Raw genomic sequence first — 14059 nt, forward strand, 5'->3', positions numbered from 1 at the left:
CATGATGAGTCGCTGTTCGCACATAGTGTTGGGATTGGGGGCCACAGGCTTGTCTGTGGTGCGCTATCTGGTGGCTCAGGGGCATGCCCCTATGGTGATGGACAGCCGCCGCAATCCACCCGGTGCTGAGGCGCTGAAAAATGAGTTTCCGGATCTGGAGTTTTGCTTCGGTGGTTTCGATTGCCGTGGTCTGGTGCAGGCCGAGCAGATCATCATCAGTCCAGGGATCCCCATGGATACCCCCGAAGTAAGGGCGGCGTTGGATATGGGCATAGAAGTGATCGGCGATGTGGAACTGTTTGCCCGCGCCATCGCCGACAAGGGTCCATGTGTGCTGGCGATTACCGGCTCCAATGGCAAGTCGACTGTGACGACTCTGGTCGGTGAAATGCTCAAAGCCGGTGGCAAGCAGGTGGCTATCGGCGGCAACATAGGGGTACCGGCGCTGGAGCTTTTGGGCGAAAACGTTAGTCACTATGTGCTGGAGCTGTCCAGTTTCCAGTTGGAAACGACCCATAGTCTCAAATGTTTGGTGGCCACTTGCCTGAATATTTCTGAAGACCACATGGACAGATACAGCGACCTGGAAGCCTATCGCCAGGCCAAACTGCGGCTCTATGAACTGAGTCGACTGGCGATTTTCAATCGGGATGATCCGCAAACGCAGCCCATGTCACCCATGAACAACAACAGCTTTGGTCTGGGTAACCCCGAAGGGGATGAGTGGGGGATCACCGACGGCAAGATTTTCCACGGCAGCAGTGAAATCATGAATCTAATGGATGTGGCGCTGCTTGGCAGCCATAACCATTCCAACTTGCTGGCCGCCATGGCGTTGGCCGATGCGGCCGGAGTGGATAAGGAAGCCATGGCCAGAGTGGCTCGCGAGTTCAAGGGACTACCGCACAGATGTGAACTGGTAGCCGTCAAGAATGGCGCCACTTGGCTCAACGATTCCAAGGCCACCAATGTGGGCGCTACCGTGGCTGCGCTCGAAGGGCTCAGTGACTATCTCGGTGATGTGATCCTGATCGCAGGTGGCGATGGTAAAGGAGCCGATTTCCGGCCGCTAGCCAGTGCGCTGGGTACAGTGACTCACCTTATTACCCTGGGGCGAGACGGTGACAAGATAGCGGCATTGAAAGAGGGCGCCATCAAGGTCGGCTCCATGGCAGAAGCTGTAAGCAAGGCCGCCGAGCTGGCGAGTTCCGGAGACATAGTCTTATTGTCACCGGCCTGCGCCAGCCTGGATATGTACAGCAACTTTATGGCCAGGGGCGATGATTTCCGCCAACTGGTGGAGGCACTGGATGAGCAGTGAGGAGCGACAACTCAGCCTGTTCGGGACCAGCCTCAAATGGCGCTGGCCCAACTGGTTCGGTGAGAAGCAATCGCAGGGCATGCAACTGTATGACCGGCGTTTGCTGCTTGCCGTTTTGTCGCTTATCGCCTTTGGCTTTGTGATGGTGATGTCGGCTTCTATGCCGGAAGCCCAGAGCCTGACAGGTAATCCGTTTCACTTTGTGACCCGGCATCTGTTTTATCTGGTGGGTTGCGTGGTGATAGCCGCAGTGGTGTTGCAGGTAGAGATGCAGCGCTGGCAGCAACTGAGTCCACTGATGTTGTTGCTGGTCGGCGTCATGTTGGTGGCGGTATTGATAGTAGGCACCACGGTAAACGGGGCGACCCGTTGGCTGTCTCTGGGGCCGGTGAGAATTCAGGTAGCCGAGATAGCCAAGTTTGCTTTTGCGGTCTACATGGCCGGTTATCTGGTACGGCGGCATCAGGAAGTGCGTGAAAACGCCAAGGGCTTTTACAAACCGATTGCGGTTTTTGCCGTCTATGCCTTCTTGATCCTGATGCAACCGGATCTGGGAACTGTGGTGGTGCTGTTTGTTGGCACAGTCGGGCTGCTGTTTTTGGCCGGCGCCCGTTTGCTGGACTTCTTTGCGTTGATCCTTGCAGGGGTTATGACCTTTGTGGCTTTGGTTCTGCGGGAGCCCTACCGGATGCGGCGGGTAACTTCCTTCCTCGACCCCTGGCAGGATCCGTTCGGCAGTGGTTACCAGTTGACTCAGTCGCTGATGGCCTATGGCCGCGGCGACTGGTTTGGTCAGGGGCTTGGCAACAGTATCCAGAAACTGGAATACCTGCCGGAGGCGCACACTGACTTTATCTTTGCCGTTATAGGGGAAGAGCTTGGATTTATGGGCATTATCGCTGTGCTGGCGGTACTGCTGTTTGTGGCGCTGCGGGCAATTCGTCTCGGCAGTCAATGCTTGGCCATGGATCGGGCATTTGAGGGTTATCTGGCTTACGCCATAGGGATCTGGATCTGTTTCCAGACTGTGGTGAACGTGGGCGCCAGTATCGGCATTTTGCCGACCAAGGGGCTGACACTGCCCTTTATCAGCTATGGCGGCAGTAGTCTCTGGGTGATGACGGCTGCTGTCATGATGCTGATCCGGATAGATCATGAGCGGCGTCTCAGCCTGATCCAGGCGGTACAGGGGAGGCTGAAGTCATGAAAGGTAATAATGTGAATAACAAACGTATTTTGGTGATGGCCGGTGGTACCGGCGGTCACGTTTTCCCGGCGTTGGCAGTGGCCCGACGCCTGGCACAGCAGGGCTGGCAGGTGCGTTGGCTGGGCACGGCAGACCGGATGGAGGCGCGCTTGGTGCCTCAACACGGCTTTGACATAGATTTTATTGACATCAAGGGCGTGCGCGGTAACGGCATAGTGCGCAAGCTGGCAGCGCCTTTCAAGGTACTGCGCTCGATTATTCAGGCGCGCAGGGTCATCCGCGAATTTCGGCCGGATGTGGTGTTGGGCATGGGTGGCTTTGCCAGCGGTCCGGGCGGCGTTGCCGCCAAGCTCAGTGGTATTCCGTTGGTGTTGCATGAGCAAAATGCCATTCCGGGGATGACCAATAAGCTGCTTTCCCGTATCGCCACTAAGGTGCTGTGCGCCTTTGCCAACACCTTCGAGCCGGGTAAGGCCGAAGTGGTGGGCAACCCTATTCGCCAGGAGCTTATCACTCTGGGTGGGCAGCCCAGAGCCCAGCATCAGGATGCGCTGAAAATTCTGGTCGTCGGTGGCAGCTTGGGGGCCAAGGTATTCAACGACCTTATGCCGGCCGTGGTTGCCGAGGTCAGCAAGTCACAGTCGGTGACGGTTTGGCATCAGGTGGGTAAGGGCAATCAGGCGCCGGTGGAAGCCGAATATCAGCAGCTGGGACAAGACGGCAGAGTCAAAGTGGCCGAGTTTATCGATGATATGGAAGCCGCCTATCGCTGGGCCGATGTGGTCATCTGCCGCGCCGGAGCGTTAACCGTTTCCGAGTTGGCGGCCGTTGGCCTGCCCAGCCTGTTGGTGCCTTATCCCCATGCGGTGGATGATCACCAGACCCGCAACGCCCAGGTGTTGGTGGATGCGGGTGCGGCCTTCCTGTTGCCGCAGCCGATTGTCGATGTGCCCAGGCTGGCGAATAAGCTGGCCTTGCTTGGCAGTGATAGAAATGAATTGGCCCTGATGGGGCAAAGAGCCAGAGCGGCCGCCGTGCTGGATGCGACCGATAAAGTCGCCCAAGTCTGTATCGAACTGGCAGAGAAAGGAAATAGATGAATAACAGAGCAGAGAAATACGCCCAGCTTCGCGCCATGATCCCGGAAATGCGCCGGGTGCGTCGCATTCACTTTGTTGGCATAGGTGGTGCTGGCATGGGGGGCATTGCCGAGGTTCTGGTTAACGAAGGTTATCAGGTCAGTGGTTCGGATATTGCCGAAAATGCCGTGACTGAACGTTTGGCGGCTCTGGGTGCTCGCATCATTATCGGCCACAGTGCCGAGGCTGTGGTGAACGTTGATGTGGTGGTGGTTTCCACCGCGATTAAAGCGGATAACCCGGAAGTCGCGGCCGCCAGAGCCAGCCGCACTCCGATAGTGCGCCGTGCCGAGATGCTGGCCGAGCTGATGCGTTACCGTCATGGGGTGGCGATTGCCGGCACCCATGGCAAAACCACTACAACCAGCCTTATCGCCAGTGTTTATGGCCAGGCCGAGCGGGATCCGACCTTTGTAATAGGTGGCCTGCTTAATAGTGCCGGCACCAATGCTCGCTTGGGGCACAGCCGTTACCTTATCGCCGAGGCCGATGAGAGTGATGCCAGCTTCCTGCATCTGCAGCCCATGGTGAGTGTGGTAACCAATATTGAAGCCGACCATATGGATACTTATGGCGGCGATTTTGAGAAGTTAAAAACCACCTTTGTGGACTTCCTGCATAACTTGCCGTTCTACGGCGTGGCCGTGCTCTGTATCGATGATCCTGTGGTGAAAGAGATCATGCCGCGTATTGGTCGCCACATGGTGACCTATGGCTTCAGTGATGAGGCCGATGTGCAGGCACTCAACTTTAGCCAGGAAGGGCATCAATGCCGTTTCACCGTGCGTCGCAAGGGGCGGGATGACTTGGAGCTACTGCTGAATCTGCCTGGACGGCACAATGTGCTGAACGCCTTGGCGGCGATTGCCGTGGCCAGTGAAGATGATATAGATGATGCCGCCATAGTGCAGGCGCTGGCGGAGTTCCAGGGAATTGGCCGCCGCTTCCAGCACTTGGGGGCCTTCGATACTCCCAAGGGCGAGGTGATGCTGGTTGATGATTACGGCCATCATCCCAGCGAAGTCGCCGCCACTATCAAGGCGGCTCGTGCCGGTTGGCCTAATAAGCGCCTGGTGATGGCTTATCAGCCACACAGATATAGCCGCACCCGGGATCTGTACGAGGACTTTGTCGAAGTATTGTCTCAGGTCGATGGCCTATTGCTGCTGGAGGTCTATCCCGCCGGTGAAGCACCTATCGCGGGAGCAGACAGCCGCGCGTTGTGCCGCAGCATCAGATTGCGTGGTCAGGTCGACCCTATCTATGTCGCTACGCCGGAGCAGTTGCAGGAGATACTGCCGGATGTGCTCAAGGACGGCGATCTGCTGATGACCCAAGGCGCAGGCAATATAGGCGCCCTGGCGCGCCAACTGGCGAGCAGCAAACTGGGGTTTAGTGATGATAAGAAAGATACGATTGCTGAATAGATTTTCGCCGCTTAATAGCTTGAAAACAGTATCTTTTGACCAAGAAAACCAGCCCTATATAATGGCCGGTTTTCCGCCAAGCTAACGGGCAGGACCATGGCGCTGAAGGACAGGTTGCACAAGGGCCGGGCAAGGCTAGCCGGAGTCAATTGGTATCTCTGCAGCGGGATTGGCTTTCTGCTGTTGGTACTGGCGGCATTCGGCTTGGCGGCTTGGAAATTGGGACTGGTGCTGAATGATGCCGAGGCCTTGCCCATTGAGGCAGTGGCGATAAAAGGCGAGCGCCAGTACACCACGGATGCGGAAATCCGTGGCGCCTTGCAGGACTTGATGCAGCGTAGCTTTTTCAGCGCTGATGTGGCCGAGGTGCAGCAGGCGCTGGAGGCCCTGCCTTGGGTATACAGGGCCTCGGTTCGGCGCGAATGGCCGGCCAAGCTGAAGGTTTATCTGCAGGAGCAGGTCGCCGTGGCGCACTGGAATCAGGATGAATGGCTCAATGAACACGGCGAGGTGTTCCTGGCGCCACCGCAACCCGGGCTGGAAAATCTGCCTTGGCTGGCGGGACCTGAACCTATGGCGAAGGAGGTATTAATCTCCTTTCGGCAGATGGATGAACTGCTGCGGATAAACAGCTTCAAGCTGGATAGATTGAGTCTCAGCCCGAGACATGCCTGGGAGGCGACTTTGGGCAACGGCATCATGCTGGAGTTGGGACGAGAGGACAAGATGGCGCGGATACAGCGTTTTATCAACGTGTATCCCGAGTTGGTTAAACAGGAAAAGAGTGTCGCCAGAGTGGATCTACGCTATGACACGGGTCTGGCAGTAGGCTGGGAAGACGCACAAGAAGAGAGCCGTTAATTAATGACCAAGAACCAAGATAGAAATCTGATCGTCGGATTGGACATAGGGACATCCAAGGTCGCTGTGATCATAGGTGAAGTCTTGCCCGATGGCGAAATCAGTGTCGTCGGTCTGGGTAATCATCCATCACGCGGCATGGATAAAGGCGGGGTCAACGACCTCGATTCTATCGTGCGCAGTGTGCAGCGGGCCCTGGATCAGGCCGAGCTGATGGCAGACTGTCAGGTGTCTTCGGTGTATTTGAGCATTTCCGGCAAGCATATCGATTGTCAGAACGAAAACGGCATGGTCTCCATCAATGATGAAGAGGTGACCCAGGAAGACGTGGACAACGTCATTCACACGGCCCGTTCGGTGAAGATCCCCACCGAGCGCCGCATTTTGCACGTACTGCCGCAGGAATATGCCATAGATGTTCAGGAAGGGATCCGCAGCCCTATTGGCATGTCCGGCATGCGGATGGAAGCCAAGGTGCATATAGTCACCTGCGCCAATGATATGGCCAAGAATATCACCAAGAGTGTTGAGCGCTGTGGCCTCAAGGTGGACGACCTGGTGTTTTCCGGTATCGCTTCGGCCGATGCGGTACTGACCAATGATGAAAAAGATCTGGGTGTTTGTCTGGTGGATGTCGGTGGCGGTACCACAGATATCGCTGTGTATACCAATGGCGCTCTGCGTCACTGCGCCGTGGTGCCGGTGGCCGGCAATCAGGTAACCAGTGATATCGCCAAAATTTTCCGCACGCCGCTGTCGCATGCCGAGCAGATTAAAGTGCAGCATGCCAGTGCCCGCAGCTCCATGGTGAGCCGTGAGGACAGCATAGAGGTTCCGTCCGTAGGTGGTCGGCCATCAAGAACCATGTCGCGTCATACTCTGGCCGAAGTGGTTGAACCCAGATATCAGGAACTGTTCGAGTTGGTATTCAAAGAGCTCAAGGACAGTGGCCTAGAAGATCAAATTGCCGCCGGCATAGTGTTGACCGGTGGCACAGCCTCTATCGAAGGGGCTGTGGATGTTGCCGAAGCCACGTTCGGCATGCCGGTCAGGGTGGCATCACCGCTGCCGGTGAAAGGTTTGTATGAATATGTGGATCAGCCCATCTACTCCACAGGTGTTGGGCTGTTACATTACGGCGCGCGCAGGGTTATCGAACGTCAGTTTGAACGACCCGAGCGTCAAGGGGTGACCAGTCTCTGGAATCGGGTTCAGAGTTGGTTTAAAGGTGAGTTTTAACTTACGTAAACGCAGGTAATACGGAGAATTCAACCATGTTTGAGATCATGGATACTCATTCTGACGAGGCGGTGATAAAGGTCATCGGCGTCGGTGGTGGCGGTGGTAATGCCGTCGAACATATGGTGAAACACAACATCGAAGGTGTTGAGTTTGTTGCCACCAATACAGATGCCCAGGCACTGCGTAAGTCTGCCGCGGGCACCACAATTCAACTGGGACGTGATGTCACCAAGGGCCTGGGCGCCGGTGCCAACCCGGAAGTCGGTCGCGCTGCTGCCGAAGAAGATCGTGAAAATATCCGTGAGGCCATCAAGGGCTCGGATATGATCTTCATCGCTGCCGGTATGGGCGGTGGTACGGGTACAGGTGCTGCTCCTGTGGTGGCGCAGATTGCCCGCGAAGAAGGGATATTGACAGTGGCCGTGGTCACCAAGCCTTTCCCATTCGAAGGCAAGAAGCGTATGGCCTATGCCGATCAGGGTATTGGAGAGCTGGCCAAACATGTTGACTCGCTGATCACTATCCCCAACGAGAAGCTGCTCAAGGTATTGGGCCGTGGTACATCACTGCTGGATGCCTTCGCTGCCGCCAACAACGTACTCTTGGGCGCGGTGCAGGGTATCGCTGAGCTGATCACCCGTCCCGGTCTGATTAACGTCGACTTCGCCGACGTGAAAACCGTTATGTCCGAAATGGGTAACGCCATGATGGGCACAGGGGTGGCTCGTGGTGAAGACCGCGCCGAAGAAGCTGCCGAAGCGGCCGTAGCCAGTCCGCTGCTGGAAGATATCGACTTGGCAGGCGCCCGCGGCGTACTGGTCAACATCACTGCCGGCATGGATATGAGCATCGAAGAGTTCGAGACTGTGGGTAACCACGTCAAGGCTTACGCTTCTGACAACGCGACAGTGGTAGTTGGTGCTGTTATCGATCCGGAAATGAGCGATGAGCTGCGAGTCACTGTAGTTGCTACCGGCATAGGTTCGGAAAGAAAACCTGACATTCAGCTGGTATCCAAACCTGCTCCACGTCAGGAACCTGTACCAGAGCCTAAGGTCGAAGCTTACGTGCCTCAGGAAGAAGCCGTTGCGCCTGTATCTCACAAGAGCAATGCGGTTCCTGCGTCACAGCCTGCGCCCAACCCGCACAAGAACGAGCTTGATTATTTGGATATTCCGGCGTTTTTGCGTAAGCAAGCCGACTGATACTGGCGGTTATCGCTGGTGTAAATTGGGTGATCTCCTTTGTTTCTGTTAAGCAAAGGCAGGTAAATTTTTGTGAAATTACCAATTTATGCTAGGATATCCGACCAGCCGCGCCTGACGAGTGTCGAGTGTCGATTTTATCGTCAAAGGCAGGGCTTTTTGTTGAGATGAATACGGGTAACTAAATGATTTTTCAAAGAACTGTTGAAAAAATGGTAAAGACCACCGGTGTCGGTTTGCACTCCGGCAATAAGGTGACTTTGACTATCAAGCCCGCACCAGTCAATACAGGGATCGTACTCGTGCGCACCGATATGCAGCCGGCAGTGGAGATTGCTGCCAAGGCAGAGCAGGTGCGTGAAACGACTATGTGTACGGCTCTGGTCAATGATGAAGGTGTTCGCATCTCAACGATTGAGCATCTGTTTGCTGCACTCGCGGGTTTGGGAATCGACAATGCCGTTATTGAAGTGGATGCTCCCGAGATCCCTATCATGGATGGCAGTGCCAGCCCTTTTGTATTCCTGCTGCAAAGCGCGGGGATCAAAGATCAGTCAGCGGCCAAGAAATATCTGAAAATCAAGCGCACAGTGCGTGTTGAAGACGGTGATAAGTGGGCTGAACTGCGACCTTTCAAAGGTTTCAGAGTCGATTTTGCCATCGATTTCAATCACCCTGAAATCGCCCGTAGTCAACAGCATATGGTGATGGATTTTTCCTCTTCTGCCTTTGTGAAAGATATCAGTCGTGCCAGAACCTTTGGTTTTATGCGTGATATCGAGTATCTGCGTGCCAACAACCTGGCATTGGGTGGCAGTATGGAAAACGCGGTTGTGCTTGATGAATATCGTGTCCTCAACCCCGATGGCCTGCGTTATGAGGATGAATTTGTTAAGCACAAGATTCTGGATGCGTTTGGTGACCTGTATGTGGCGGGTCACGCCATAGTCGGAGAGTTCTGTGCCTACAAGACGGGGCATGCCCTGAACAACCAGCTGGTGCGGGCATTGCTTGCCCAGCAGGATGCCTGGGAGTTGGTCAGCTTCGAAAAAGAAGCGGATGTGCCTGTCAGCTTTATGATGCCATCCAATGTCGTGATGGCTTAATCGTAAAACTAGGACTGCCTTTTACGGCTGGCTAATGCAGCCAGCCGTTTTAGTTTCTGGCCCAGCTCGCCCTCGGTGTGTTCGGCCAGTGCATTAATATGTGAAGCTGCAGTTTCACTCAGCTGTCTGTGAACCACTTGGGGTTTTGCCCCCGATGTTGCCAGTGCCGGGTTGACTTTAACCTCAATAGCGGTAAGCATTGGGAGCGTTTCTGCCTGAAGTTGGGCAAGAAGTTTGGTTTTTTGAAAGTTAATCCTGGCGGCCCAAGCGGCGGAAGGGGTCTCAATAACCAACACACTTTGGCGCAGATTGGCAACTTTCAGCTGTTCGCTGACAGGGCCTGACAGCAGTTGTTTGACATGCTGGTTCAGATACAACAAAAGCTCCGCTTTCTCGGCCAGATCGGGCAAACGTCCCGACTGATGCAGTAATTGGCTGAGGTGCTGAGGGAGCTTCTTCATTACGATAATAAGATGGCTGAATTAGGCTATGAGTGTAACAGTTTTTATTCAAGGTCGGAATGGCGTGACGCGCTGGCAACCGGGCAAACGCTGGTTGCTGTTGCCTATTTTGCTCCTCGCTGCGGGCACTGGGCTCTATCATTACAACGCCGAGCGATTTGAGTCGCAACAGGCTAACGTCGACAACGAGCGTCAGGCTCGTGAGCAGCAACAGAAACAAGTCAAAGAACTCAAGCAAGCAACAGAGACTCAGTTGGCAACTCTGGTGGCGCATGTCGCCAGAATGCAGGCCAAACTGACCCGGCTTGAGGCTCTCGGGCAAACTCTTGCCCAGAATTACCAACTTGAAGAACAGTTCGATTTCGGCGCCGAGGTAGGTCTGGGTGGTTTGAGCGAGCTGGGTACCAGCATAGAGCTGGAGCAGCTGATCTCTGATATGGATCGGCTGGCATCAGGAATTGATAGCAATAATGCTCAGTTGTCACTGCTTGAAACAGTGGCTTCCAATCTCCATATAGATGAAGAGCGTTATATATCAGGGCGGCCAATCAATAAAGGTTGGTTATCTTCGCCCTACGGTTTACGTAATGATCCTTTCAATGGCCGCAGAACTGTGCATAAAGGCATAGACTTTGCGGGTACAGAAGGAGCCGATGTGATCGCCACCGGTGGTGGTGTGGTGACATGGGCCGGGAATATGTTTGGCTATGGTGAGTTGGTGGAGATAGATCACGGTAACGGATTGCGCACCCGCTATGGCCATAATAAAGCTTTGTCAGTAACTGTAGGTGATGTGGTCGCCAAGGGCGAGAAAATTGCCACCATGGGAAGCACTGGGCGTTCGACAGGACCTCATGTGCATTACGAAGTGTTGCGGGGTGGACAGCAGATAGATCCCAAGAAGTACGTCTACCGCAAAGCAGGTTAATTGGAACTGGCCGCCAGACTCGCAAGAGGCTTGGCCTACAACAGAATAAGTGATTCAGATGTTAGGTAAATTACTGACAAAAGTATTTGGTAGTCGTAACGACCGCACCCTTAAAACCCTGGGCAAGATAGTCAACAAGATCAACGCGCTCGAAGGTGAATATGAGCAACTCAGCAATGAGCAGCTCAAGGCCAAAACCCAGGAGTTCCGTGATCGGCTCGAAAAAGGGGAAACCCTTGACGACATCATGGCCGAAGCCTTTGCCACTGTGCGAGAGGCTTCCAAGCGGGTGTTCGAGATGCGCCACTTCGACGTGCAGTTGATAGGTGGTATGGTGCTGGACAGCAACCGCATTGCCGAGATGCGCACCGGTGAAGGTAAGACTCTGACCGCCACGCTGCCGGCCTATCTCAATGCACTGACCGGTAAGGGCGTTCACGTTATTACAGTGAACGACTATCTGGCTCGCCGTGACGCCGACACTAACCGCCCACTGTTTGAATTCCTTGGAATGACGGTTGGGGTTAACGTCGCCGGTCTTGGTCAGCTGGAAAAGAAAGCTGCCTATAACTCAGATATCACTTACGGTACCAACAACGAATTTGGTTTCGACTATCTGCGCGACAACATGGCGTTTTCACCACAGGAGCGGGTACAGCGTCCATTGCATTATGCTCTGATAGACGAAGTCGACTCCATTCTTATTGATGAAGCCCGTACACCGCTGATCATCTCCGGCGCCGCGGAAGACAGCTCTGAGCTCTACATCAAGGTCAACACACTGATCCCTAATCTGATCCGCCAGGATAAAGAAGACTCGGACGACTATGTCGGTGAGGGTGACTTCAGTGTTGATGAAAAGGCCAAGCAAGTTCACATGACTGAACGTGGCCAGGAAAAAATTGAACTCCTGTTGATCCAGGCCGGACTGCTGGCCGAAGGGGATTCGCTCTACTCGGCTGCCAATATCTCTCTGCTGCACCATGTCAACGCCGCGCTGCGCGCTCACACCCTGTTTGAACGTGATGTTGACTACGTTGTGCAGGACGGCGAAGTGATCATCGTCGATGAGCACACAGGTCGTACCATGCAGGGGCGCCGTTGGTCTGAAGGTTTGCATCAGGCGGTGGAAGCCAAAGAAGGCGTGAAGATCCAGAATGAAAACCAGACCCTGGCTTCTATCACCTTCCAAAACTACTTCCGTCAGTATGAAAAACTGGCCGGTATGACAGGTACTGCCGATACCGAAGCCTTTGAATTCCAGCATATCTATGGTCTGGATACCGTAGTGATCCCCACCAACCGGCCTATGATCCGTAACGATATGGCTGACTTGGTGTATCTCACCGCCAAAGAAAAGTACGCCGCCATTATCCAGGACATCAAGGGTTGCCGTGAGCGCGGTCAGCCGGTATTGGTCGGTACAGTTTCCATCGAACAGTCTGAACTGCTGTCCAACCTGTTGGACCGGGAAAAGATCCCTCACAAGGTACTGAATGCCAAATTCCACGAAAAAGAAGCTGAAATTGTTGCTCAGGCCGGACGTAGTGGAGCGGTAACCGTAGCCACTAACATGGCCGGTCGTGGTACGGATATCGTCTTGGGTGGCAGCTGGAAAGCGGAAGTTGAGGAACTGGAAAACCCAACCGAGGAGCAGATCGCCAAGATCCGTGCCGACTGGCAAGAGCGTCACGATGCCGTGGTTGCTGCCGGTGGTTTGCACATTCTGGGCACAGAACGTCACGAGTCCCGTCGTATCGACAACCAGTTGCGTGGTCGTTCCGGCCGTCAGGGTGATGCGGGTTCATCACGTTTCTATCTGTCGATGGAAGACAGCTTGATGCGGATCTTCGCTTCAGATCGCGTTGCCAACATGATGAAGAAGTTGGGCATGGAAGAAGGCGAAGCCATCGAACATCCTTGGGTATCTCGTGCGATTGAGAATGCCCAGCGCAAAGTGGAAGCCCGTAACTTCGATATTCGTAAGCAGTTGCTGGAATTTGATGATGTCGCCAACGACCAGCGTCAGGTGGTTTACGCTCAGCGTAACGAACTGATGGATGCCGAAAGCATTGAAGATACCATCAAGACTATTCAGGAAGACGTGATCACAGGCGTTATCGATCAATACATTCCACCACAGTCAGTTGAAGAGCTCTGGGACGTTCCCGGCCTCGAGCAGCGACTCAAGCAGGAATTTGTTCTGGACTTGCCGCTGCAGGAGTGGCTGGATAAAGAAGAAGACCTGCACGAAGAGACCCTGCGTGAGCGGATCATCGAATCCTGGCTCAAGGCCTATGAAGCCAAAGAGCAGATGGTAGGCCCTGAGGTGCTGCGCCAGTTCGAAAAGGCCGTGATGCTGCAGACTCTGGATGGTTTGTGGAAAGAGCACCTGGCTGCCATGGACCACCTGCGTCAGGGAATTCACCTGCGTGGTTATGCTCAGAAGAACCCCAAACAGGAATATAAGCGTGAGTCCTTTGAGCTGTTCCAGCAGATGTTGGAGTCACTCAAGCACGATGTGATCAGTATTCTGTCCAAGGTTCAGGTACAGGCTCAATCAGATGTAGATGAAATGGAAGCCCGTCGTCGTGAAGAAGAAGCACGGATCCAACATCAATATCAGCACGCCACATCTGAAGCTTTGAATGAAGCCGAACACGATGCTGAAGTTGCTGCACATACTCCAGTTGTGCGTGATGGTGAGAAAGTTGGACGCAACGATCCTTGTCCTTGCGGCTCAGGTAAAAAATACAAACAGTGTCATGGCAAACTGAGCTAACACACTGTAAGTCATTAAAGGCAATCTCCGGATTGCCTTTTTTGTTGCTTTAAAAACGCGTTTTTTGCTCCACAAACTCACAAATGTGGATAACTCTGGGGGTAAAAAGTGCTTAACGTGTGACTAACCCTATGGCCTCAAAAAAGATCGCAAAATACTGAAAAAAGCCCTTGCGCAAAAGTTTTGGCTCCCTATAATGCGCACCCACTGACACGGCGAACGAGAACAAATATCTGTTCAAATTCAAAGCCGGTAACGCGGCAACAAGCCTTGGTTTCAACGGTGTGAAGTTAAAAACATCACTCGCTCGAAACCAGATAAAAAAGGGCTTGACGCTGAAAAAGGGATGTGTAGAATACGCAGCCCTGACCTGATGAGAA

The 14059-nt window shown here is 54.0% G+C and carries 12 protein-coding genes; 10 read left to right on the forward strand and 2 right to left on the reverse strand.

Translation table 11 applies throughout. From position 1 onward, the window contains the following. Window position 1: 1 nt before the first annotated feature. The 8 genes from murD (at window position 2) to lpxC (ending at window position 9508) form a co-directional block, all read left to right on the forward strand. A complete protein-coding gene (gene murD / locus ACF8D4_RS07005; RefSeq protein WP_392466735.1) occupies window positions 2-1321 on the forward strand; it encodes a UDP-N-acetylmuramoyl-L-alanine--D-glutamate ligase in 1320 nt (439 codons plus the stop codon). Further along, a complete protein-coding gene (gene ftsW, locus ACF8D4_RS07010) occupies window positions 1311-2528 on the forward strand; it encodes a cell division protein FtsW (protein ID WP_096142774.1) in 1218 nt (405 codons plus the stop codon). The genes murD and ftsW overlap by 11 nt, the downstream gene beginning before the upstream one ends. Next, complete coding sequence (gene murG, locus ACF8D4_RS07015; RefSeq protein WP_037437115.1) at window positions 2525-3628, forward strand: undecaprenyldiphospho-muramoylpentapeptide beta-N-acetylglucosaminyltransferase; 1104 nt, start codon at window positions 2525-2527, stop codon at window positions 3626-3628. The genes ftsW and murG overlap by 4 nt, the downstream gene beginning before the upstream one ends. Then, a complete protein-coding gene (gene murC, locus ACF8D4_RS07020; protein WP_101058280.1) occupies window positions 3625-5094 on the forward strand; it encodes a UDP-N-acetylmuramate--L-alanine ligase in 1470 nt (489 codons plus the stop codon). Before murG ends, murC begins: the two co-directional genes overlap by 4 nt. Before the next feature lie 96 nt (window positions 5095-5190). Further along, complete coding sequence (locus ACF8D4_RS07025) at window positions 5191-5955, forward strand: cell division protein FtsQ/DivIB (protein ID WP_101058279.1); 765 nt, start codon at window positions 5191-5193, stop codon at window positions 5953-5955. Between the two features lie 3 nt (window positions 5956-5958). Then, a complete protein-coding gene (gene ftsA / locus ACF8D4_RS07030) occupies window positions 5959-7194 on the forward strand; it encodes a cell division protein FtsA (RefSeq protein WP_025010894.1) in 1236 nt (411 codons plus the stop codon). Window positions 7195-7229: 35 nt separating this feature from the next. Further along, window positions 7230-8402 (forward strand): cell division protein FtsZ, encoded by a 1173-nt coding sequence (gene ftsZ, locus ACF8D4_RS07035; RefSeq protein ID WP_025010895.1) that lies wholly within the window; start codon window positions 7230-7232, stop codon window positions 8400-8402. 185 nt (window positions 8403-8587) lie between these two features. Then, entirely contained in the window at window positions 8588-9508 is a 921-nt protein-coding gene (gene lpxC, locus ACF8D4_RS07040; RefSeq protein WP_025010896.1) for a UDP-3-O-acyl-N-acetylglucosamine deacetylase, read from the forward strand. Between the two features lie 8 nt (window positions 9509-9516). On the opposite strand, the gene ACF8D4_RS07045 is transcribed toward lpxC, so the two are convergent. Beyond that, entirely contained in the window at window positions 9517-9969 is a 453-nt protein-coding gene (locus tag ACF8D4_RS07045; RefSeq protein WP_025010897.1) for a DUF721 domain-containing protein, read from the reverse strand. A gap of 28 nt (window positions 9970-9997) precedes the next feature. Here ACF8D4_RS07045 and ACF8D4_RS07050 point away from each other — a divergent pair, with 28 nt between their 5' ends. Continuing rightward, complete coding sequence (locus tag ACF8D4_RS07050; RefSeq protein ID WP_028781130.1) at window positions 9998-10897, forward strand: M23 family metallopeptidase; 900 nt, start codon at window positions 9998-10000, stop codon at window positions 10895-10897. Between the two features lie 58 nt (window positions 10898-10955). After that, on the forward strand, window positions 10956-13679 hold the full coding sequence (secA, locus tag ACF8D4_RS07055) for a preprotein translocase subunit SecA (protein ID WP_025010898.1): 2724 nt from the start codon (window positions 10956-10958) through the stop codon (window positions 13677-13679). 112 nt (window positions 13680-13791) lie between these two features. Here secA and ACF8D4_RS07060 read toward each other — a convergent pair. After that, the coding region (locus ACF8D4_RS07060) for a hypothetical protein (protein WP_392466727.1) at window positions 13792-14059 on the reverse strand (268 nt) is incomplete at its 5' end.

Source organism: Shewanella sp. YQ_9 (genome assembly GCF_043103185.1).
Classification (GTDB): Bacteria; Pseudomonadota; Gammaproteobacteria; order Enterobacterales; family Shewanellaceae; genus Shewanella; species Shewanella algae.